General features: G+C 70.9%; 20 protein-coding genes. 10 read left to right on the top strand and 10 right to left on the bottom strand.

Going from position 1 to position 21,272, the window contains the following annotated elements; genetic code table 11:
* Positions 1-44 precede the first annotated feature (44 nt).
* On the top strand, positions 45-785 hold the full coding sequence (locus tag EER30_RS02950; RefSeq protein WP_127497968.1) for a TetR/AcrR family transcriptional regulator C-terminal domain-containing protein: 741 nt from the start codon (positions 45-47) through the stop codon (positions 783-785).
* Between the two features lie 21 nt (positions 786-806).
* Here the strand turns inward: EER30_RS02950 and EER30_RS02945 are convergent, their stop codons facing one another.
* The 8 genes from EER30_RS02945 to EER30_RS02915 all read right to left on the bottom strand — a co-directional run bounded on the left by EER30_RS02945 (position 807) and on the right by EER30_RS02915 (position 10,910).
* Positions 807-1,811 carry a succinate dehydrogenase/fumarate reductase iron-sulfur subunit gene (locus EER30_RS02945; RefSeq protein ID WP_127497966.1) on the bottom strand — a complete coding sequence of 335 codons (1,005 nt, stop codon included), beginning with the start codon at positions 1,809-1,811 and terminating at the stop codon, positions 807-809.
* A complete protein-coding gene (locus EER30_RS02940; protein WP_127497964.1) occupies positions 1,811-3,733 on the bottom strand; it encodes a fumarate reductase/succinate dehydrogenase flavoprotein subunit in 1,923 nt (640 codons plus the stop codon). The genes EER30_RS02945 and EER30_RS02940 overlap by 1 nt, the downstream gene beginning before the upstream one ends.
* A 15-nt stretch (positions 3,734-3,748) precedes the next feature.
* On the bottom strand, positions 3,749-4,570 hold the full coding sequence (locus tag EER30_RS02935; protein WP_127497962.1) for a hypothetical protein: 822 nt from the start codon (positions 4,568-4,570) through the stop codon (positions 3,749-3,751).
* A 345-nt stretch (positions 4,571-4,915) separates the two neighbouring features.
* Positions 4,916-5,827, bottom strand: coding sequence for a hypothetical protein (locus EER30_RS02930; RefSeq protein WP_127497960.1), 912 nt, complete (start codon positions 5,825-5,827; stop codon positions 4,916-4,918).
* A 139-nt stretch (positions 5,828-5,966) separates the two neighbouring features.
* Positions 5,967-7,430 carry a TldD/PmbA family protein gene (locus tag EER30_RS02925; RefSeq protein WP_127497958.1) on the bottom strand — a complete coding sequence of 488 codons (1,464 nt, stop codon included), beginning with the start codon at positions 7,428-7,430 and terminating at the stop codon, positions 5,967-5,969.
* Positions 7,427-8,863, bottom strand: a complete 1,437-nt coding sequence (locus EER30_RS02920) for a TldD/PmbA family protein (protein ID WP_127497956.1) — start codon at positions 8,861-8,863, stop codon at positions 7,427-7,429. The genes EER30_RS02925 and EER30_RS02920 overlap by 4 nt, the downstream gene beginning before the upstream one ends.
* A gap of 33 nt (positions 8,864-8,896) precedes the next feature.
* On the bottom strand, positions 8,897-9,061 hold the full coding sequence (locus EER30_RS46885) for a hypothetical protein (protein ID WP_164842210.1): 165 nt from the start codon (positions 9,059-9,061) through the stop codon (positions 8,897-8,899).
* Between the two features lie 46 nt (positions 9,062-9,107).
* Positions 9,108-10,910, bottom strand: coding sequence for a S9 family peptidase (locus EER30_RS02915; protein WP_432417514.1), 1,803 nt, complete (start codon positions 10,908-10,910; stop codon positions 9,108-9,110).
* A 130-nt stretch (positions 10,911-11,040) separates the two neighbouring features.
* Between EER30_RS02915 and mshB the strand changes: the two genes are divergently transcribed.
* The 4 genes from mshB (at position 11,041) to EER30_RS02895 (ending at position 14,897) form a co-directional block, all read left to right on the top strand.
* On the top strand, positions 11,041-11,967 hold the full coding sequence (mshB, locus tag EER30_RS02910; RefSeq protein WP_127497952.1) for an N-acetyl-1-D-myo-inositol-2-amino-2-deoxy-alpha-D-glucopyranoside deacetylase: 927 nt from the start codon (positions 11,041-11,043) through the stop codon (positions 11,965-11,967).
* Positions 11,964-12,485 carry a hypothetical protein gene (locus EER30_RS02905; protein ID WP_240669720.1) on the top strand — a complete coding sequence of 174 codons (522 nt, stop codon included), beginning with the start codon at positions 11,964-11,966 and terminating at the stop codon, positions 12,483-12,485. Before mshB ends, EER30_RS02905 begins: the two co-directional genes overlap by 4 nt.
* A 90-nt stretch (positions 12,486-12,575) precedes the next feature.
* Positions 12,576-14,396: a VanW family protein gene (locus EER30_RS02900; protein ID WP_127497950.1), complete on the top strand. Its 1,821-nt coding sequence runs from the start codon at positions 12,576-12,578 to the stop codon at positions 14,394-14,396.
* 30 nt (positions 14,397-14,426) lie between these two features.
* A complete protein-coding gene (locus EER30_RS02895) occupies positions 14,427-14,897 on the top strand; it encodes a hypothetical protein (RefSeq protein ID WP_127497948.1) in 471 nt (156 codons plus the stop codon).
* Here the strand turns inward: EER30_RS02895 and EER30_RS02890 are convergent.
* Entirely contained in the window at positions 14,894-15,859 is a 966-nt protein-coding gene (locus EER30_RS02890; protein ID WP_127497947.1) for a GNAT family N-acetyltransferase, read from the bottom strand. The two genes, EER30_RS02895 and EER30_RS02890, sit on opposite strands and share 4 nt — an antisense overlap.
* A gap of 82 nt (positions 15,860-15,941) precedes the next feature.
* Between EER30_RS02890 and fdxA the strand changes: the two genes are divergently transcribed.
* From fdxA to EER30_RS02865, 5 genes are all read left to right on the top strand, one after another.
* Positions 15,942-16,265, top strand: a complete 324-nt coding sequence (gene fdxA, locus EER30_RS02885; protein WP_240669719.1) for a ferredoxin — start codon at positions 15,942-15,944, stop codon at positions 16,263-16,265.
* Complete coding sequence (gene dapC, locus EER30_RS02880; RefSeq protein WP_240669845.1) at positions 16,262-17,353, top strand: succinyldiaminopimelate transaminase; 1,092 nt, start codon at positions 16,262-16,264, stop codon at positions 17,351-17,353. Before fdxA ends, dapC begins: the two co-directional genes overlap by 4 nt.
* A 370-nt stretch (positions 17,354-17,723) precedes the next feature.
* Complete coding sequence (locus tag EER30_RS02875; RefSeq protein WP_127497943.1) at positions 17,724-18,191, top strand: hypothetical protein; 468 nt, start codon at positions 17,724-17,726, stop codon at positions 18,189-18,191.
* A 9-nt stretch (positions 18,192-18,200) separates the two neighbouring features.
* The gene (locus tag EER30_RS02870) at positions 18,201-18,845 is read left to right on the top strand and encodes an SIMPL domain-containing protein (RefSeq protein WP_127497941.1); all 645 of its coding nucleotides are present in this window, start codon (positions 18,201-18,203) and stop codon (positions 18,843-18,845) included.
* 70 nt (positions 18,846-18,915) lie between these two features.
* Complete coding sequence (locus EER30_RS02865) at positions 18,916-20,211, top strand: DUF4407 domain-containing protein (protein WP_127497939.1); 1,296 nt, start codon at positions 18,916-18,918, stop codon at positions 20,209-20,211.
* Here EER30_RS02865 and EER30_RS02860 read toward each other — a convergent pair.
* The gene (locus EER30_RS02860) at positions 20,171-20,815 is read right to left on the bottom strand and encodes a hypothetical protein (RefSeq protein ID WP_127497937.1); all 645 of its coding nucleotides are present in this window, start codon (positions 20,813-20,815) and stop codon (positions 20,171-20,173) included. The genes EER30_RS02865 and EER30_RS02860 overlap by 41 nt on opposite strands.
* Positions 20,816-21,272: the final 457 nt, after the last annotated feature.

Raw genomic sequence — 21,272 nt, 5'->3', positions numbered from 1 at the left:
ACCATTGGGCTCGAACACTGTGCGAGAGCCGATACGATGGGGGAATGCCCGACTCGTTCACCGGCTCCGTGTGGCTGCGGCCGCCCCGCGTTCGTACCGGTCAGCCCAGCCTCAGCCGGGAGCAGATCGTCCGCGCCGCGCTGGAACTGCTCGACGCGGAAGGGCCGGCCGGGCTCAGCATGCGGCGGCTCGGCACCAGGCTTGGCTCCGGTGCGACCTCGCTCTACTGGCACGTGGCCAACAAGGACGAGCTGCTCGAACTGGCGGTCGACGAGGTGCTCGGCGAGGTCTACGTCCCTGAACTGGGCGATACGAGCTGGCGCGTGGCCGCGTCGATCAGCGCGAACGGGATGAGGTCGGCGCTGCTGCGGCACCCCTGGGTGATCGGCCTGCTCGGGCAGCACCCCACGCTGGGGCCGAACGCGATGCGCATGGGCGAGCGGCTCGTGGCGCTCTTCCTGGCGGCCGGGTTCGAGGGCATGGCGTTGTCGCACGCGACGGCCGTGCTGAACGCGCACGCCATCGGCTCGGCCACGTCCGAGGCCGCGGTCACCGCCGCTCTGAAACGCACCGGGAAGACGTACGAGGAGGTCGCCGAGGACATCGAGCCCTACCTCGAGCGGCTCGCGCCCGACAATCCGAACTACGAGAAGTGGCGTACGGAAACGGGCCCGCTGCGCCGGGATCCCGAGAAAGTGCTCGAGGAGACGTACGCCTTCGGTCTGGAGCGGGTTTTGGACGGCCTCGAACTGTGGCTGGAGAAGAATCCGGCCGCCGACCGGTGAGGGCGGCGGCCGGAGCCGAGGTCAGTGGTGACCGTCCGGGTCCTTGCCGGGCTCGGGCTGGTGATAGGTGACGCGGTCGGTCGGCATCGGGAAGCTCACGTCACCGAACGGCGACGGGCCACCCTGGATCGGCAGCGCGACCTCGCTGACGTCCATCTTGCCGTCCTCGCGGACCGGCGGGTTCTCGGCGAGCCGGGCACTGGAGAACGGCGTCGCGTCACCGGCGCCGGTCACGCCGACCGAGACGCTCGGGGCCATCGACTGGCCGTCGATCTGGTCGCGGCGGAAGATCTTGCGGCCGAGCCAGACCAGCGGGTCGTAGCGGCGGTCGACCACGCGCTCCTTCATCGGGATGATCGCGTTATCGGTGATCTTGATGTGCTCGGGGCAGACCTCGGTGCAGCACTTGGTGATGTTGCAGTAGCCCATGCCCTGGTGCGCCTGCGCGTACTCCTTGCGGTCCTCGCGGGCGTCGAGCGGGTGCATGTCGAGCTCGGCCGCGCGGATGAAGTAGCGCGGGCCGGAGAAAGCGGCCTTGTTCTCGTCGTGGTCGCGTACGACGTGGCACGTGTTCTGGCAGAGGAAGCACTCGATGCATTTGCGGAACTCCTGGCTCCGCTCGACGTCGATCTGCTGCATGCGGTATTCGCCCGGGGCCACGCCGGCCGGCGGCGCGAAGGCCGGGGTCTCGCGCGCCTTCTCGTAGTTGAAGGACACGTCGGTGACCAGGTCGCGGATGACCGGGAAGGTGCGCAACGGCGTGATCGTGACCGTCTCGTCCTCCTCGAAGGTCGACATGCGGGTCATACAGCCCAGCCGCGGCTTGCCGTTGATCTCCATCGAGCAGGAGCCGCACTTGCCGGCCTTGCAGTTCCACCGGCAGGCGAGGTCGGGCGTCTGCGTCGCCTGCAGCCGGTGGATGATGTCGAGGACGACCTCACCCTCGTTGACCTCGACGTCGTAGTCCTGGATGTCGCCGCCGGCCTCGTCGCCCCGCCAGACGCGGAAGTGGCGCTTGGTGCCCATTACTTCGCCTCCGTCTTGCTCTGCGCGTTCGCCTCGTCCTGGCCCAGCTCTTCCGCGGTCACGTATTTCGCCAGCTCGGAGCGGTCGAAAAGCTCGAACAGCTCGTCGCGCATCCGCGGCAGCGGCTTGCGTTCGAGATGCACGTCGCCGTCGGTGCCGAGGGCGCAGACCAGGTTGACCTTGCGCCACTCGGGGCTCATCTGCGGGAAGTCCTCCCGGGTGTGACCGCCGCGCGACTCCTCGCGTTCAAGCGCCGCCTTGGCCGTGCACTCCGAGACGATCAGCATGTTGCGCAGGTCGAGAGCGAGGTGCCAGCCGGGGTTGTAACGACGCCCGCCGGTCGCACCGACCTGGGCGACACGCAACTTCAGCTCTTGAATGCGCTTGAGGGCGTCGGTCAGTTCGCCGGCGCGCCGGATGATGCCGACCAGATCACCCATCACGGCCTGAAGGTCTTGTTGCAGCCCGTACGGATTTTCGCCGCTCTGCCGTTCGAGAGGGGCGAGCGCCGTGCGAACCGCGAGCTCCACGTCGGACGTGTCGACCTTCGGCCGCTTGGCGAGCGAGTCGGTGTAGGTCGCGGCGTGCTCGCCGGCCCGTTTGCCGAAGACCAGCAGGTCGGAGAGCGAGTTGCCGCCGAGACGGTTGGAGCCGTGCATGCCGCCGGACACCTCGCCCGCGGCGAACAGGCCCTCGACCGTGCCCATCGCGGCGGTCGTGTCGGGCTCGACCTCGACGCCGCCCATCACGTAGTGGCAGGTGGGGCCGACCTCCATCGGCTCCTTCGTGATGTCGACGTCGGCCAGTTCTTTGAACTGGTGGTACATCGACGGGAGGCGCTTGGTGATCGTCTCGGCCGGCATGCGGGTGGAGACGTCGAGCAGGACACCGCCCGCCTTGGTGCCGCGACCGGCCTTGACCTCGGAGTTGATCGCGCGGGCGACCTCGTCACGCGGCAGCAGCTCGGGTGGGCGGCGGTTGTTGTCGGGGTCGGTGTACCAGCGGTCGGCCTCCTCCTCGGTGTCCGCGTATTGCTTGCGGAACACGTCGGGGACGTAGTCGAACATGAAGCGCTTGCCGTCGCTGTTGCGCAGCACGCCGCCGTCGCCCCGCACCGACTCGGTGACCAGGATGCCCTTGACGCTGGGCGGCCAGACCATGCCGGTCGGGTGGAACTGCAGGAACTCCATGTTGATCAGCGTCGCGCCGGCCCGCAGCGCGAGGGCGTGGCCGTCCCCTGTGTATTCCCAGGAGTTCGAGGTGACCTTGTAGCTGCGGCCGACGCCGCCGGTCGCCAGGATCACGGCCGGCGCCTCGAGCAGGATGAACTCGCCCGACTCGCGGTAATAGCCGAAGGCGCCGGCGACGCGGTTGCCGTCGAGCAGCAGCTCGGTGATCGTGGTCTCGTCGAAGACCCGGATGCGCGCGTCGTAGTTGCCGGTCTCGGCGAAATCCTCCTGCTGCAGCGAGACGATCTTCTGTTGCAGCGTGCGGATCAGTTCGAGGCCGGTGCGGTCGCCCACGTGCGCCAGGCGGGGATACTCGTGCCCACCGAAGTTGCGCTGCGAGATCTTGCCGTCCTTCGTACGGTCGAACAGCGCGCCGTATGTCTCCAGCTCCCAGATGCGTTCGGGTGCCTCTTTGGCGTGCAGCTCGGCCATGCGGAAGTTGTTGAGGAACTTGCCGCCGCGCATCGTGTCGCGGAAGTGGACCATCCAGTTGTCGCGCGAGTTGACGTTGCCCATCGCCGCGGCGGCGCCGCCCTCGGCCATCACCGTGTGGGCCTTGCCGAACAGCGACTTGGAGATGATCGCGGTGCGCTTGCCGGCCAGCCGGGCCTCGATCGCCGCTCGCAGACCGGCACCGCCGGCCCCGATGACGACGACGTCGAAGTAGTGTCGTTCGATTCGTGCAGTGGTCATTTTGTGCGCCGCTCCCTAGCCGACGAACCGCAGATCGGAGAACCAGCCGGCGGACAGCGCCATGACGTAGAAGTCGGTCAGCGCGAGGGTGCCGAGAGTGATCCAAGCCAGTTGCATGTGCCGCACGTTGAGCTTGGACACGAAGGTCCAGATCTTGTAGCGCACGGGGTGCTTCGAGAAGTGCTTGAGGCGGCCACCGGTGATGTGGCGGCAGGAGTGACAGGACACCGTGTACGCCCAGAGCATGATCACGTTGATCAGCAGGATGATGTTGCCGAGCCCGAACCCGAAACCCTCGGGGCTGTGGAAGGCGATGATCGCGTCCCACGTGTTGATCAGCGAGATGATCACGGCGGCGTAGAACGCGTAGCGATGAGCATTTTGGAAGATCAGCGGGAAGCGGGTCTCGCCGGTGTAGGTCTTGTGGCCGTCGGGCACCGCGCAGGCCGGCGGGGACATCCAGAAGGCGCGGTAGTAGGCCTTGCGGTAGTAGTAGCAGGTCAGCCGGAACAGCAGCAGGAACGGCAGGGTGAAGGCGGCCTCGGGGATCAGCCAGAAGCTCGGCAGCGGGGTGCCGAACAGCGAGGAGCCCTCGACGCACCGGTCGGTGATGCACGGCGAGTAGAACGGCGTTAGGTAGTGGTATTGCTCGACGAAATACCACTTGTGCATGAACACGCGGACGGTCGCGTAAGTGACCCATGCCGCGAGGCCGATGAAGGTGATCAGCGGGGGGAACCACCACCGGTCGGTGCGCAGCGTCTTGGCCGTGATCGCCGCGCGTGAACGCTGCGGACCGGAGGGCCCCACGCCCGGCCTCGTTGCCGTCGTCGTCATTCGATCTCCTGACGTGCCTGTCCAAGTGACCCGGCCGGCGAGCGAGAGGGAGCCCGGCAGCCGCCAATGCGTCCGTGATGTGGGGCACACGTTACGCCGAGGGCCGGACAGTTTCTCGCCCAGGGATGGGGTGGGGATCACAAATGTCGACCCTGATCGCATCGATAGGTCCACACGCGCTAATGGATCTTGGCCTGGCTGATCGGAAACGGACGCCTGTGGACAACGAAGTGTGTTGATCCACGGCTGGGGGTAGGGTCCGCGCCGCCGCCTCCCCCTCCCTGATGGGCGGGCCGTGGAGGGCGCGTCGTAAAGGGTGCGTCGTGGAGCGGCCGTCGGGGAGCGTCAGAGGTCGGGGGCGGCGAGGCGGCGCAGCGGGCCGGCGCACGCCGAGGGAGACCATTCGAGCAGGTCGGCGGTCACGGGCTCGCGGTCGTCGGCTCTCGGGACGACGTAGAAGGCCGGGGTGCGGGTCTTCGCCTGGCGGTCGAGGGCGTCGGCGAAGACGCCGCGGGCGTCGAGGAGCTGACGCCAGCCGTCCTGGGCGCGCTGGTCGTTGATCTCGCCCACGTAGAGGCGGACGGCCGCGTTCTCGTCGCGGATCGCGACCGCGCGCGTGGCCGGGTTGGTCGTGGCGCCGGGCGGGTTGAGGCGGTTGAGGCGGCGTTCGAGGTCGAGGCAGCTCTGGTCGCGCAACGCCTGGGACTCCCGGGCCGCCGTGTCGCCCTCGTCGTCGTCCACGATGTCGACCACCCAGAGCGCGCCGGCGCACAGCGCGATCACGACCAGGGCGGAGCCGGCCGAGATGCCGGCCACCCACCACTGCCGACGTCGCCGCTGCCGCTCCTCCGGCGTGCCCGCCGCGGCCGGGGTGGGCCGTGGCCCCCGCCGCTCGGATGTTCCCACCGAGCCGACCAGCCTCCGCCACCCGGCTCCCAGCCCGCCCGCCACGGAACGCACACCGCGCGCCCCGCCGCCTGCTGCTCCGCCGTCCGTGGCCGAGCCACTGTCCGAGCCACTGTCCGAGCCACTGTCCGAGCCGCTGTCCGAGCCGCTGTCCGGGGCACTGTCCGAGCCGCTGTCCGGGGCACTGTCCGCAGCCGGGACGCTGTCCGCCGAGGGGCCGGCGGTCGAACTGCTGCGATCGGGTGTGCCGGCGTCGGCCGCGCGGCTGACCGGCGGAGTGGAGCGGTCGGGCCTCGGGAGACGCACGGTGGCGTCACTGTCCTCGTCGGGGTGGCGCGGCGTCTCGCTCACCGGCTCAGTCAAACATGCCGGTCAATGCGCCGCCTCCCGCGAAGGGGGCGTGCCGAGGAAGCAGCTGCGGCGGTCAGGGCGCTGGCCCCCGACGGCGACGGTGACCGCGCGGCGAGCGACAGTGGACGATCGCGGGCGGTCAGCCGGACGCGTTGCCGGTGACGTTCCAGCTCGCCAGGTGAAGGGCCGGAGCGGCGTAGCGGGTGCCGGACCAGCGATCGGGAAGCAGCACCGTCTCACTGCCGATGCCCAGCACCTGGCCGGCCGCCAGCGCCTGCGGATAGGACTGGGTGAAGCGCATGTTGCTCACCGGCCGGGTCACCTCGCCGTTCTCGACGAGCCAGACGCCGTTACGGGTCAGGCCGGTCAGCACCAGCGTCTTCTGATCGAGTACGCGGGTGTACCACAGGTCGGTGATCAGCAGGCCGCGCTCCATGTGGGCCACGAGCGGGCGGGCCGATTCGGCCGTCGGGTCGCCCGGGCCGGCGGGTGGCAGCACCTGTTCCGTGGCGGCCGAGGTCGCCTCGAGGCGCAGATGGGTCGGGAAGGGACCCCAGGTGCGCGACGAGCCGGAAGCGTGCCCGGTCGACTCGGCCCCGGCCTCGGCGGCCGACGTGCGGTCGTGGGCGACGGCCTTGGTCACGCCCTCGCGCACCAGCACCAGCCAGTCGCGCGGGGTGCCCTCGTCGTCGAACGGCAGACCGGGGGCGTGCTCGGCGCGGCTGCCGAGAGGCTCGTCCACCAGGGACACCGACGGGTCGAACTGGTCGGCGCCGATCTCGGCGAAGGACTGCTTCTGCGCGTACGCCTTGCCGTTGAACCCGAAGATCGCGAGGTTGTCGAGCACATCGGCGACCGCCTCGGGCTCGAGCACCACCTCGTAGCGGCCGGGGGCGAGCTCGATCGGATCTTGACCGGCTCTCGCCTTGGCCGCCGCGCGGGCGCCGAGCCGGGCCCCGTCGAGATCGGCGAGGCGACCGCTCGCGAGACGGGCGACGCCGTCGGCGCCGTTGTCGCGGGCGATGCCGTCCATCGCCGCCTCGGCCGTACGCCCCTCGACCGCCTGACCCGCGCTGTTGGCGAAGGCGGCTGACGTGTACGTCGTGCGGCAGTAACCCGCGGTCTCGAGGCCCCCGGCGGCGCGCACGAAGTCGCGCACCCGCTCGGCCCGCTCACCCGGGGTCGACCGGGCGGTCGCCTCGTCGAAACCGAAGTCGAGCCCGGACCGCGTGCCCGAACCGTGGTGGCCCGCCGACTGGTGCAGCGGGGTCGGCGGGGTGAGGCCGGGCCACGTCACGTCGGGCGGGCTCAGCCGGGCCGCGGCGATCGTGCGCTCGACCAGGCCCTGCAACCCGGCGGCGTCGATGACCGTGGTCGAACCGGACGCCGTGCGCCCGTCGAGGTGCACACGCAGGCCCACGGTCGTGGCGGCGTCGGCCACGTTCTGGTGGATCATCGAGACGGCGAAGCGGGTCAGCGCCTCGGCGTCGTGCCGCACCACGACCTCGGCCTCGGCGGACGGCCCCGCCTGCCGCCGCACCAGCTCGACGACCCGGGCGGCGAGCTCGAGCTCGACCCCGGACCGGACGATGTCGAGACTCATCCCCGCACCCCCACACGTACGTCGGTGAACCGGGCCGGACCGGCTGGATGGCCGGTGTGGCCCACCTGGCCGGGCTGGCCCTTGCCGCAGTTGGGCGTGCCCCACGCGACACTCTCGGAGGAGAGCATGTCCATCGACTGCCAGAACCTGGGGCCGATGCCGGTGTAGGTGGGGTTGCGCACCATGCGGCCGAGCTTGCCGTTCTTGATCTCGTAGCCGATCTCGCAGCCGAACTGGAAGTTGAGGCGGCGGTCGTCGATCGACCAGGAGCGGTTGATGTCCATGAACACGCCGTCGTCGGTGGCCGCGATGATCTCGTCGAGCGAGTGGGGGCCGGGCTCGAGGCCGACGTTGGTCATGCGGACCATCGGCAGTCGCGCCCAGCCGTCGGAGCGGACGCTGCCCGCGTAGTCGAGGCCGGCGACGGCGGCCGAGTCGCGCCCGGCCAGCACACCGACCCAGACGCCGTCGCGCACGGCATCGCGCTTGGCCGCGGGGGTGCCCTCGTCGTCGAAGCCGAAGCTGCCGAGGGCGCCGGGGATGGTCGGGTCGATGGTGATGTTCATCAGCTCGGAGCCGTAGCGCAGCGAGCCCAGCTTGCGCAGGTCGAGCCAGCTCGTGCCGGCGAACGCGGCCTCCCAGCCGAGGATGCGGTCGAGCTCGATCGCGTGGCCGACCGACTCATGGATCTGCAGCGCGAGCTGTTCGCCGCCGAGCACCAGCGTGGTCTCGCCGGTGGGGCAGAGCGGCGCGGAGAGCAGGGCCCGGGCCTCCTCGGCCATGCGGGGCGCGTTGCCGATCAGGTCGAGGCTGTCGACCAGTTCCCAGCCGCTCGTGCCGTACTGCCCGCGGAAGGACGGCCAGGAGCGGCGCTGGATCTCGCCGTCGCCGAAGGCGCTGGCCGTGACGCCGGCCCCGCACTCGCGGACGTGCTGGTCGATGCGGTGGCCCTCGCTGGAGACGAACCACTTGCGCGTGTCCCAGATCTGGTAGACGCCCTCGGCGAGGTCGGCGCCCGCCTCTTTGGCCGCGGCGGTCGCGCCGACGATCAGGTCGCCCTTGGCCGAGAGGGAGACACCGAGCGGGTCGATCTCGCACTCGCTGGCCCAGCTCGCCTCGACGGCGTTGCTCGGCACCAGGTCGACCGGCGGGCCGGGCACGGTGGCGCTGGCCCGGGCGATCTCGGCGGCCCGGCGGCCCGCGGCGCGGGCGGCGGCGTCGGACAGGTCGGGCACGGCGAAGAAGCCCCAGCTCGACCCGACCAGGGCCCGTACGCCCAGGCCGGCGCTCTCGTCGGAGCCGAGCTCTTCCACATCGCCGTCGCGGGCGGTCATCGACTCGGTGCGCCGCAGCATGACGCGGCAGTCGGCATAGCGTGCCCCGGCATCGAGGGCGGCCTGAACCGCGGCCGAAGCCTCGTCGAAGTGGCTCATGAACCCGACCCTAGGCGACGGGTACGACAGAACTCACCCAGGCAGCAAGACTTCCAGGTCGAGGATCGCCGTGACCGGTTCGGTGAGATGCAGGACCAAACTTCCGTCGAAAAGCTCGATCTGTTCGGGCGTCTCGCCGAGAGCGAGGTACTGCTCGCCGGTCATGGCCGCCGCTTCCTCGAACATCAAGCGTGTCACAACGCCTCCGCAGGGGGTGAGAAGCTAGTGACTAGCTTACTAGCGACTAGGCGACGGCGCCGTGTGGGGGCTGGCCCTGCAGGAAGGCCAGCTCGCCGGCCAAGGGGAGGGCTGTGACCGTCGGGAGGCCGGGGACGGTGGCGCCGACCAGCAGGATCGGAGCCGGGTTGGGGGTTTCGGCGGCGGCCTCGCGCAGGCTGTGGTGGGCGTAGACGTCGAGGGAGTCGCGGCGGTCGCCCAGGTAGCGCTCGGCCAGCGGCAACGGCACCTCGTGCCAGTCGACGAGCGGGTCGCGGGCCACCGCGCGGTGGAAGACGTCGGGGCGGCGCAGGACGGCCATCGCCGCCAGCCATCCACCGAGCCCGGAGCCGCGTACGGCGACCGAGCTCAGATCGAGGTCGGGGTGCTTGCCGCGCAGGTCGAGCAGGGCGTCCACCTGGTCGCCCAGGCTGACGTCGACGAGCCGGCGGTGCACCACCTTCTCGAAGCTCGGCGCGACTCCGGGCGTCCCCCGGCCGTCGACGCTCACGACGGCGAAGCCCGCGTCGGCCAGCCACTGTCGTTCCTGCCAGGCGGCCGGGTCGTGCAACACCTGCTGGCTGCCGGGGCCCTCGCCCAGCGTGACCAGGACCGGGATCTTGCGGCCGCCGACGAACCCGGTCGGGTAGAGGACCGCGGCGGGCAGGCGGCGGTCGGTGACCCGTTCCAGGGCCGGCCGCGGGTCGTAGGGCAGCGGCGCGGACAGGTTGCCCAGCGCGGCCAGCCGGGTGCGGCCGCGCCACACCACGTCGTCGACGACCAGGATGTCGCCGCCGGCCTCGGCGTGGTGACGGCCCGGGGTCGACGTGATTTTCGTGGCCTCCGCGCTGCCTCCGCCCAGCGAGGTGCGTACGCGGAAGACCGCCTGGGACGCCGGGTCGCCGTCGGTGCCCTCGACGATCAGGTCGGGGGAGCCGTTCGGGCCGCCGGGGCGCGGGACCGTGCCGACCACGCGACGCACGTAAAGGTTCGGCGGGGTGAGCAGGCTGCCGTCGGCGAACAGGCAGCGCGCGTCGAAGCCGTCGTGGGCCAGCTCGCCGCCGACCAGCACCCGCCCGTCAGGCAGATGGCGCGGCGTGCCGATGACCGGCTCGACCCACCGGGCGTCGGCGAGTTCCGCGTGCACCTGGGTCTCGCCGGTGCGCGGGTCGACCGCCAGCACCAGGCCGTGCTGCTGCATGCGGCGCAACACCGTGATCAGGGGGCCGCCGCCGTCGGCCCAGCGCACGTTGACCACGTGCGGATAGGTCTCGCGGTCCCAGTGCACGTCGACCCAGCCGTAGTCGAGGTCGAGCAGGTGCAGGCTGGTCGTCGTGGCCGTGCGGGTGGCCAGGATCTGGCGGCCGTCGGGCGACCACCACCAGCCGCGGTCGCGGCCCAGGCGCAGTGCCGCCTCGTCGGGCACACCCCAGCCGATCATGCCGCCGTGCTCGCGCCAGGCGTTGCCCGACTCACCCGCGAGCAGCCGGTCGCCGTCCGGCCCGACGACGCGCAGCGAGGGCGAGCCGTCGGCCCGGCTGATGTACGCGATGGAGCCGCCCGACGGGTCCGGCCGGGGATCCTCGACGGGCGCCACGGTCGGCACCTCGGCCACCGTGCCGCGGATCAGGTCGGCCCGGAACAGCCGGCCCTCGCGCGCGAACGCCGCCACGCGGGCGTCGCGATCGGTGGCGTACGCCCGGACCGGGCCCGCTGCGACCAGCGACTCGGTCGACGTGGCGACGTTGAGCGCCCAGAGGGACGAGATCGGGTCCTCGGGGCCGGTCGAGCGCAGGAACGCCATGCGCCGGCCGTCCGCTCCGACCGTCACCGCGTACGGCGCGCCGTAGCGGAAGTGACCTGTGCGCTCGGCGAGCCCGGGGAAGTCCACCCGGACAGCATCGCTGATCAAGCTGGGTTCGCGCGCCCCAAACCGGGCACGGCGTAGGCGGATCGGCCCGATGTTCCCGCGTATTCTTGCGCGCGTGACTGACGCCCTGCCCGCCCGCCGCCTGCTGCTGGTGCACGCCCACCCTGACGACGAGGTCACCGGCACCGGGGCCACGATGGCCCACTACGTCTCCTCCGGCGCCCACGTGACCCTCGTGACCTGCACTCTCGGCGAAGAGGGCGAGATCCACGTGCCCGAGCTCGCGCAGCTCGAGGCGGCCCAGGCCGACCAGCTCGGCGGTTACCGCCTGGTCGAGCTCTCGCGTGCGTGCGCGGCCCTCGGCGTGACCGATCACCGGTTTCTCGGCGGGGCCGGCCGCTACCGCGACTCGGGCATGATGGGCCTGCCGACCAACGAGCACCCGCGCGCCTTCTGGCAGGCCGACCTCGACGAGGCCGCGGCCCTGCTGCTCGAGGTGATCCGCGAGGTCCGCCCCCAGGTCATGATCACGTACGACCCGAACGGGTTCTACGGTCATCCCGATCACATCCAGGCCCACCGGGTGGCGATGCGCGCGGCCGAACTGGCCGGCGACGACGGCCCCAGCAAGATCTACTGGACGGCCATGCCGCTGAGCGTGCTGCGCGACGGCATGGAGGCGTTCCGCGAGCTCTCCGACAACCCGTTCGCCGAGGTCGAGAACGTCGAAGATCTTCCCTTCGGCCACCCCGACGACGAGATCGCCGCGCGCATCGACGGCACCGACTACTACCAGAGCAAGGTCGCGGCGATGCAGGCGCACGCCACCCAGATCCCCGACAACTCCTGGCTCTACGGCATCGCGGGCGACTTCGGCGGCGAGTTCATGGGCGTCGAATACTTCACCATCGCCAAGGGCGAACGCGGCCCGGGCGAGGGTCCCCACGGCTGGGAGAGCGACCTGTTCGGCGGCCTGGGCCTGGAACAACCGGCCGCAGCCGAGGCGGTCACCCGATGAAGACCGAAAGCGACACCCCGATGTCCGACACGCCCACTTCCGCCGAGCAACTGCCCAGCCCCGAGGCGTACGAGGTTCCGCCTCGCGAGACGTGGGCGGGCTGGGAGACGGTGATCCGCGTCGGCGGCCTGGTGATCGCGATCGTGGCCGCGGTCGTCACCGGCTTCCTCGAGCTGATCCTGACCACGCTGCGCGCCGGTGACCTGACGACGATCTGGCGCGGCGACTCGATCGGCTCCGGCGGTGGTCCGCTGCTCTGGGTCTCGGTCGTGCTCGCGGTGGCGCTCAACTGGGCGATCGCCTGGTTCGCGGTCTCCACGACCCACCGCAAGTGGGCGATCGGCCCGCCCTGGGCGCTGTGGACGCTGATCATGCTGTTCGCGGCGGGCGTGCGCACGCGCGAGGGCGACTATCTGCTCGGCGGTTCCGACTGGGTCGCGCTCGTGATGATCCTGGCCGGGAGCCTGTCCTTCGCGGTCTACTCCTATCGGCTGATCCTGAAGCGCAGCCTTCCCTAGGCGCCGGTCCGGGTGAACCGCGAGCCGCCGCCGTGCGTACCACCTGCAGATACGTGGGTGCCGGTCCCACGTCGGCGATGAGGTGAGCCCGTGACGTCCAGGTCCGAGGGATCCGTCGAGCAGCCACGATCGGGTGCGGGGGCGGACGACACCGTCATCCTCAACGAGACGCCGGTCGGCAACGTCGCGGCCTCGCCCGCCCCGGCTCAGCGTCAGCCGCCGCCCGAGGAGCGGATCCCGCCCGTCGAAGCTCCGCGAAAGCGCCGGAAGTGGCTGGTTGCGGCCGGGGTGACCGGCCTGCTCGCGGTCGGCGCGGGCGGCACGGCGGCCTACGTCAGCTCGGGCGACATTCCGCGCGGCACCGAGGTGCTCGGGCTCGACCTGGGCGCGCTGACCAGGGCCGAGGCCGAGAAGGCGTTCGGCGACCACGTGGCCGCCCGCGCTACCCGACCGGCCCGGGTGCTGCTCGACGGCAAAGACGTGACGGTCGAACCCGAAGCGGTGGGGCTGACCTTCGACGTGCCCGCGACGGTCGAGGCCGCCGCGGGGAGCGGGCGCCGGCTCTTCGGCGCCACGATCGTCGAGCCGGTCGTGCGGCTCGACGAGGCCAAGCTCGAGGCGGCGCTGCGCAAGCAGGTGAGCGCCGAGCGGTTCTCGATCCGCAAACCGGGGATCACCTTCAAGGGTGTCACGCCCGTGGCCACGTACCCGGGACCCGGTCTTGATCTTGAGAAGGCGGCCGCCGCCGAGCGGGTCAGGAAGGCGTGGCCGACCGGGTCGGTGGCCGAGGTGCCGCTGAGCACGCGCGCCCCGGCGACGACGAAAGAGCAGGTCGACGCATTGATCGCCGATCTCGCGAAGCCGGCCGTGGCCGCTCCGGTGACCGTGACCGTGGGTGCGAAGTCGTTCCGGCTCACCCCGGCGGCGGTCGCGAAGGGCCTGGTCTTCCGGTCGGACAATGCGGGCAAGCTGACCGCGGCGATCGACGGGGCGAAGCTGCGTAAGGCCGGCGCCGCCGAGTTCGGGAAGGTGGAGACCGCCGCCAAGCCGGCCACCGTGCAGCTGCGTGACGGCAAGCCTCAGGTGGTGAACGGGGCGCCCGGTCGCCTGGTCGATCTCGACAAGCTGGAATCCGAACTGCTCACGGTGCTGGCGGCTCCGGCGCCACGCGCGGTGAGTGCGGTGCTCGCCGAGAAACAGTCGGACACGAGCGCGGCCGACGTCGCCAAGCTGGGCATCAAGGAGAAGGTCTCGACGTTCACCACGTATTTCACCGGTGGTCGCAGCTCGCCGCGCAGCCAGAACATCATCACGATCGCGAAGGACGTGGACGGGGCGATCCTGCGGCCCGGCAAGACGTTCTCGCTGAACGGGCACACCGGCGAGCGCGACTACGCGTCCGGCTACAAGGACGCGCCGGTGATCGTGAACGGGGTGCTCGAGCCGGGTGTCGGCGGCGGTGCTTCCCAGTTCACCACGACGCTGTTCAACGCCGCCTACTACGCGGGTCTCAAGGACGTCGAGCACAAGCCGCACTCGTTCTACTTCTCGCGCTACCCGTCGGTCATCGAGTCGACGATCTTCTATCCCTCGCTCGATCTCAAGTTCAAGAACACCACGCCGTACGGGATCCTGATCGACACCGCCACGACCGGGCGCTCGGTGACCGTGACCATGTGGAGCACCAAGGTCTACGACAGCGTCAAGACCGTGTACGGGCCCCGGCGCAACGCGACCAGCCCGCCGACCCAGCACCGCCCGGCCGGACCCAAGTGCATAGCTAGCAGCGGACTCCCAGGTTTCACCCAGGACGCATGGCGCGTCATCCGCAAAGATGGCCGGGAGATCGAGCGCGAGAAGTTCACCTGGCGCTACGATCCCGAGCCACGATTCGTCTGCGGCGGTGACTGAGCCGCGCAGCACAGGTCCCTGGGAGGGGTCATGAGGCAGCAGCGCTGGTTCCCGATCGCGGCGCTCGCGATCGGTCTGTTCGCCGTGAACGTGGTGGCCCGCTTGGTCACCCGCTTCGGGTTCGACGGTGACGACGACGCCGGCGGCCGCATCACGATCATCATGTTCTCGCTGGTCGGACTGGTCCTCGCGGTCTACACGTTCCTGGTCTCGCAGCGCCGGCGCCCCTCCGAGTGGCTCGCCCCCGACCTGGTCTTCGGGGTGGCCGGCGCGATGCTGCTGACCCTCGTGGCCGGCCCGTTCATCAGCGGCGACCAGCCGTTCTCGGGCGGTTCCGAGGGCTTCTTCTCGCAGATCGCGCTCTACGCGGGCTTCGCGGGTGCGGGCGTGCTGGTCGGCTACTGGATAGCGGTGACGCTGGGCCGCGACTACCGGTCGCGGGCTCTGCGGGCCTACACCGAGACCCGCCAGGCCAAGCCCCGCAAGATCGTACGTCGTTAGCCGAGCGGGGCTTCGCGGGTCAGATAGGTGTGATGAGTGGTGAAGCCCACCCGGCCGTAGAGCGCCACCGCACCCGTGTTGCGCTCCTCGACCTGCAGATAGGCGCGGGCACTGCTCCGCTGGGCACCCCAGAGCACGAGCTCGCGCAACACGTGCCGGGCGACGCCCCGGCGGCGCGCGTGCGGCGCCGTCTGAAGCAGCGCGACACCCAGCCAGCGGCCCGGGCCGGTGACCGCGCCGCGGCCGATCGCGAGCAGGCCGCCGTCCGAGTCGCGTACCTGGGCGAAGACGACCTCGGCCGGGGCCGTGAGGATGCGGGCCGCGGCAGGCGGAAGGGTGCCCTTGTGATCGGCGACCATCGCGAACCAGTCGTCGCCCGGGCTGTCGGCCAGCTCGACCGGCGGCAGGTCGGGGCGGGGCTCCAAGGCGGTCGTCAGGGCGGCGACCGTGGCCGTCTGCACGAGGGTGAGCGGCCGGGCACCCCAGCCGCGGGCGTCCAGGGCGGCGTTCACCGGGGCGGCGAGCGGCATCGGGGCGTTGATCAGCGGGCGCTGGCCGTGCGCCTCGTACCACTGCTCGACGGCGTCGATGGCGGACTCGAGCGGGCGATCGGGGTCGCCGACCGCGAGCGCGGAGTTGGCCCGGCCGGTCCAGTTGTCGGCGGCACGCAGGATCCAGCGGCCGAGCGTGGCCCGTACGGGGGCCGGCCAGGCGTCGTTCGCGGCCAGTTCGAGGGCGGTCACCTCGGCCGCGGGTGGCCGTCGGGCGGCCGGCACGCGCTTGGCCCGGTGCACCTCGCGCAGGGGAACACGTACGGTTCCCTTGTCGGTGGCGATCGTGAGATCGGTCTCGGTGAGAGCCACCAACTCACCGAGGGCATCGGTGTAGAGCGTGCGATCCTGCGAAACGCCTACAATTCGGCGTACCACCACCCGGTGTCCCACATCCTGCCGTCGGAGCACGTGTCACCTCCTCCGGCGGAGATACTAGGCTCTGCAACTGTCGCCGGCGGTCCCCGCGGCGTGGCTTGGGAGGGAAAGACCCGTGACCTACATCATCGCTGAGCCGTGCGTCGATGTGCTCGACAAGGCATGCATCGAGGAATGCCCGGTCGACTGCATCTACGAGGGCAACCGGATGCTCTACATCCACCCCGATGAGTGCGTCGACTGCGGGGCCTGTGAGCCGGTCTGCCCGGTCGAGGCGATCTTCTACGAGGACGACGTCCCCGACCAGTGGAAGGACTACACCACCGCGAACTACGAGTTCTTCGAAGATCTCGGTTCGCCCGGTGGTGCGGCCAAGGTCGGCAAGATCGACAAGGACACCCCGTTCATCGTCGGTCAGCCGCCCAGGGGCGACCACTGAGCGCACTGTCGGCGGCTCTACCTGACTTTCCGTGGGATCTGCTGGAGCCGGCCAAGGCTCGAGCCGCCGCGCACCCTGACGGGATCGTCGACCTCTCGATCGGCACTCCCGTCGATCCCGTGCCGCCGCTGATCCGGCGCGCCCTCGCGGACGCGTCGGACGCTCCCGGCTACCCGCTCACCGCCGGTACGCCGGCGCTGCGGGCGGCCATCGCGGGGTGGCTGGCACGGGCCTGCGGGGCGTCCGGCACGCCGGGCGTGCTGCCGACGATCGGCTCCAAGGAACTGGTCGCCTGGCTGCCCACGCTGCTCGGCGCCGGTCCCGGCGACAAGGTCGTGATCCCGTCGGTCGGGTACCCGACCTACGAGGTCGGCGTCCGCCTGTCCGGCGCCACCGTGATCCGGTCCGACTCGCTGACCGCGGTCGGGCCCGATCCGCGGGTGCGCCTGGTCTGGATCAACTCGCCGTCCAACCCGACCGGCAAGGTGCTCCCGGTCGAGCACCTGCGCAAGGTCGTCTCGTGGGCGCGCGAGCGCGGCGTGGTCGTGGCCAGCGACGAGTGCTACCTGTCGCTGGGCTGGGAGACGGACCCCGTCTCGATCCTCGACGACCGGGTGACCGGCGGCGACTACACCGGCGTGCTGGCCGTCAACTCGCTCTCCAAACGGTCCAACCTGGCCGGCTATCGTGCCGCGTTCGTCGGCGGCGACCCCGCGCTCATCGCCGAACTGCTCGCGGTCCGCAAGCACGCCGGCATGATCGTGCCCGCGCCGGTGCAGGCGGCGATGATCGCCGCGCTGGGCGACGAGGAGCACGTGGCCGCACAACGCGATCTCTACGCCGGGCGGCGCGATCGGCTGCGAGCCGCGCTGACCGGCGCCGGTTTCGAGATCAGCCACTCCGAGGCCGGGCTCTACCTCTGGTCGACGCGCGGCGAGGACTGCTGGAAGACCGTCGACTGGCTGGCCGACCGCGGCATCCTGGCCGCTCCGGGGGCCTTCTACGGCCCGGCGGGTGAGCAGCACGTGCGGATCGCGCTGACCGCCACCGACGAGAGGGTCGGCGCCGCGGTCGCCCGCCTCGCCTGAGCCCGGCGCTGCGGTCGCGCGCCGCACCGCGTCTGAGCCCTGTGCCGCGGTCGCGCACCTCGCCTGAGCCCGGTACCGCGGTCACTGGGCCTCGCCTTCCCTCCCTTTCCTTCGCCTTCCGCCTCCCCTCGCCTTTCCCCTCCCTCTGTGTTGTGAAGCTTGGCGAGCCTTCCGACAATGTGGACACCGGCTCGGTTCGCCGCCGCTGTCCGGCCATCGTTGCTGATCGTGGCCGTCAGGGCCGCCCAGCTCGGACTCTCTCAGGCACGTCGTAGTTCCTGATCAGAGCGGGTTTGCCGGGCGATCGTGGCATTCGCCGCCCCGAATGCTTGCGCTACTCTCGGTGGAACCGGAGATCGGGGGAGCGCCGGTGAACGCCAACATTCAGAAGCGCCTAAGCGGCACCGACCGCACGGGCACGGCCTACGCGGTCGTCGACCCGGTCGGCCGGTTCGTCGACATAGGTCTGTTGCCCGGCTGGTGGTCCGCGCTGGGCCCGGCCCGGGTCGCCGCGGGCCTGCTCGAGGCCCTGGAAACAGCACGCATGCTGGCGGCGACGGCGCCTCTGGTCGAGCGCGGCGAGGGTTTCGACACCGCCCGCGGCCGCATAGCCGAGGCCTACCGGCTGATCGACGAAGGCCGCGCCCAGCCGGCCATTCGCGTGATCATCGGGCCGCGCGGGTTGTTCCGGCTGCACGTGCGGGGCGGCCGCGTCGACAGCGCCGAGGTCGGCCCGCTCACGTCGGCCGACACCGATCGGCTCAGCGCCGACGCCCGCGACGCCCTGACCGAGCTGGCCCGTCCCGGCTGTGGCGCGAGCCTCGCCCCCTCCGGGTAACGTCGGGGCATGGTCGATCACCCCACGGTCGTGGTTCGCGGCGAGGCCTTCCGCGAGGTGCCGCCCGAGCAGGCGGTCGTCTCCGTCACCCTGTCCGCGCGCGACCGCGACCGCGAAACGGTGGTTGCCCGGCTCCTGCAGCGCTCCGAGCAGCTGCACGCCCTGCTGGCCGAGGCGGGCGACGCCGTCGAGCGGCGTGAGACGGGCGGCGTCCGCGTGTTCCCCGAGCTCAAGCGGGGCAGCGAGCGCGTGGTGGCGTACTCGGGAAGTGTCTCGACCTCGATCACCGTGACCGACTTCGAGCCGCTGGGTCAGTTGCTGCTGCGGCTGGCCGGGCTCGAGCACGCGTCCGTCGCCGGGCCGTGGTGGCAACTGCGACCGGGCAGCCGGGCCGGGGCCGATGTGCGCCGCGAGGCCATCGCTGACGCCCTGTCGCGGGCCCGCGAATACGCCGCGGCGGTCGGAGCCCGCGTCGACAAGCTCGTCGAGATCGCCGACGAGGGGGTGGGCGGCGGTGGCGGGCCGATGATGCGCGCGATGGCGTTCGACGCGGCGCAGGAATCCGCGGGCTTCGAGGTCGATCCCCAGCCGCAGACCGTGCAGGCCTCGGTGACGGTCCGCGTGACGATCACCGAGCCGGATCTGTCGACATAATCCGGAAACAAGCCTCGCTAGGTTGCATGATCGGCAAGACTCGGCACCATGCTGAGCAAGGCCTTCCCGGATGCGTAGGGGTCGCCGGGACGTGCTGCTGCGGGTGGCGAACGTCAACCCGGCCAGCGTGAGCACCCACTCCGATCGGGTGCTGTACTCCGCGATCGGCGTCTTCATCCTCCTGTACTTCGTCTATGCCACGCTCGGCGGCGCCGCGTTCATCGACGCCGGTTCGAACTACCAGCATCCGTGGTACCGCTGGCTGGTCGGACCGCTGGTCGCCGCGGGTGTCGTCGCCTACGACCGGGCGGTGGTCGGCCGGGTCGCGATCAACTACGAGCAGCTCGACTCGGCCGACCCGAAACATTTCCTCAAGAAGCCGACGATCGGGCTGTACGCCGGGCGGCTCGGGCTGGCCGTGCTGTTCGCGGTGCTCATCACCGAGCCGCTGATGCTCGCCCGCTACCAGGGTGAGATCGACGCGCGGCTCAACGAGGTGCACAACCAGCAGCTCAGCCGCATCGACTCGGCCGGCGCGATCGGCGCCTACACGGCCCGGCTCGCGCAACTCGACCGGGAGACGACCGCCGACGACGACGCCGTACGCGGGCTGACCGATCGCGCCGCGCAGAAGCGGCAGGACGCGCGCAAGCTCTACCAACAGGCCGTCGACGACTCGGCCGGCAACGGTGTCACAAGGGCGGCCGGCTGCCCGGACGGCGGGTCCTGCGATCGGCTGGTCGAGCGGTCGCGGACGCTGGACGACGAGGCGGTCGCGCTCGACGTACGGGCCGGACGGCTGCTCGACACCCAGCGGCGGGGCCGCGAAGCGCGGTCGGAGGAGCAGGCCGACCTCACGCGGCACATCGGCGAGCAGCGCGAGGCCAACGAGAAGGCGGTCAAGGCGGACGCCGGGTTCGGAGCCCGTACGGCGGCGATGTGGCACCTGGTGAGCAGTGACTTCTGGGGCGTCGGCGTCTTCTATCTCGGGATCATGCTGCTGCTCGTGGCGCTCGACTGTGCGGCCGTGGCCCTCAAGTTCGCCTCACGCGGGAACGCGTACGAGCGGAATGAGGCTCGTATCGCGCGGCGGGCCGAGCATGAGGCGACCCTGATCCATGAGCGGGAGATCCAGGACGCGCGCACCTATGGGGATGCGATGGCTCGGGTGGTGGCCGACGGCATCGAGGCGGCCAGCCACGACGAGCGGGTGGTGCACGACTCTGCGGAACGGGCCAGCGAGGTGCTGCGTACGTCGGTGGACGTGCCGCCCGAGGTGCGCGAGCTCGCCGCCCACAACGGCCGGCACTATCGGCGGCTGCACCCTAGTTCTCGCGTACGCCGGAAACCCGCACCGGGACCGTGAAAGTGGCCCCGTCGCAGCCCGCCCCGGTGCCCGGCCGCATGGACAGCCCGCCGGGCACGTTGAAGGCGCCGATCGTGTTGCGGCCGACGTTCCACTGCACCCGGAAGTTCGGCCGGCTCAGATTCACACCCGTCGGCTTACATCCGACCTTGGCGTGCTCCGGGTCGACGGTGATCGGCCCACCGCCCGCCACCGAAGTGATCTTGATGGGGAAGCCGTTGTCGTTGGTGACGGTCACGATCAGGTCGCCTTTCGCCCCCGGCTGCAACGACTTGTTCAGATCGGACCGGGCCCGCAACGCCAGCTCGACCGGCGGCCCGTCGGTCGAACGGGCCACCTCCGAACCGGTGATCTGCCAGTAGGCCCAGGCCGCGCCCGCGTTGACCACGACCGCGGACGCCGCGGCGATGCCGAGGATCATTCGCGTACGGCGGTCCAGGCGTTTCTTCCGTCCCGCCTGGGGATGCCGGACCTCCCACGTGGGCTCCTCGTGGTCGGCGGGGTCGAGTTCGATGTGCATGTCGGTGATCCTGTTGCCCTCGTGGCCGCGACCGTCTGAGCCGCCGGCCTCGCGCAGCCGGGTGAGGACCTCGCGCCGCATCATGGCCGTGCCTTGGTCGAACAGGGGGCGGGCAGTCCGATCGGTGTACGCATGCGGCGCCTTCCTCCTCAGCGACGGGTGGCGACTCGTGTCTAATAACGGTCGCCGACGACCCCGGGTCATGTGATCGGGATTCCGTCCGCGGTTCTGCGCGCATAAATCGCACAGGTGCGACTGACCGGCCTAATCCCAAAGGGGGAAGCGCGTGCCGGATCGCGGCCACGGCATTGACCAGCGGTTTCACCGAACGCCCCGATTGTCGTGGGGCGACAGTGACCTACCACCACCGCCCGCGGCAACCAAATCCACGACGGCCGTGCTGAGCAGACCATAACCATTCCTGGGTCGCGGCGAGGTCACCATCAACCGAATGTCCGTAGCATTCGCGTTTTGCGCCTAACCCTTCCGAGCCCCCCATGCTGATCGAGCCCGCGGCGTGGGACCCCGCCGCGGGCTCGAT

This window comes from Actinoplanes solisilvae (assembly GCF_003999975.1).
Lineage (GTDB): Bacteria > Actinomycetota > Actinomycetes > Mycobacteriales > Micromonosporaceae > Actinoplanes > Actinoplanes solisilvae.
This window is presented reverse-complemented; position numbering and strand designations above follow the sequence as displayed.

Excerpts from the sequence above, each read along its gene's own strand:
- EER30_RS02950 (WP_127497968.1), top strand. The coding sequence starts at position 45 with ATGCCCGACTCGTTCACCGGCTCCGTGTGGCTGCGGCCGCCCCGCGTT.
- EER30_RS02945 (WP_127497966.1), bottom strand. The coding sequence starts at position 1,811 with ATGGGCACCAAGCGCCACTTCCGCGTCTGGCGGGGCGACGAGGCCGGC.
- EER30_RS02940 (WP_127497964.1), bottom strand. The coding sequence starts at position 3,733 with ATGACCACTGCACGAATCGAACGACACTACTTCGACGTCGTCGTCATC.
- EER30_RS02935 (WP_127497962.1), bottom strand. The coding sequence starts at position 4,570 with ATGACGACGACGGCAACGAGGCCGGGCGTGGGGCCCTCCGGTCCGCAG.
- EER30_RS02925 (WP_127497958.1), bottom strand. The coding sequence starts at position 7,430 with ATGAGTCTCGACATCGTCCGGTCCGGGGTCGAGCTCGAGCTCGCCGCC.
- EER30_RS02920 (WP_127497956.1), bottom strand. The coding sequence starts at position 8,863 with ATGAGCCACTTCGACGAGGCTTCGGCCGCGGTTCAGGCCGCCCTCGAT.
- mshB (WP_127497952.1), top strand. The coding sequence starts at position 11,041 with ATGTTCCCGCGTATTCTTGCGCGCGTGACTGACGCCCTGCCCGCCCGC.
- EER30_RS02905 (WP_240669720.1), top strand. The coding sequence starts at position 11,964 with ATGAAGACCGAAAGCGACACCCCGATGTCCGACACGCCCACTTCCGCC.
- EER30_RS02895 (WP_127497948.1), top strand. The coding sequence starts at position 14,427 with ATGAGGCAGCAGCGCTGGTTCCCGATCGCGGCGCTCGCGATCGGTCTG.
- EER30_RS02870 (WP_127497941.1), top strand. The coding sequence starts at position 18,201 with ATGGTCGATCACCCCACGGTCGTGGTTCGCGGCGAGGCCTTCCGCGAG.
- EER30_RS02865 (WP_127497939.1), top strand. The coding sequence starts at position 18,916 with ATGCGTAGGGGTCGCCGGGACGTGCTGCTGCGGGTGGCGAACGTCAAC.
- EER30_RS02860 (WP_127497937.1), bottom strand. The coding sequence starts at position 20,815 with ATGATGCGGCGCGAGGTCCTCACCCGGCTGCGCGAGGCCGGCGGCTCA.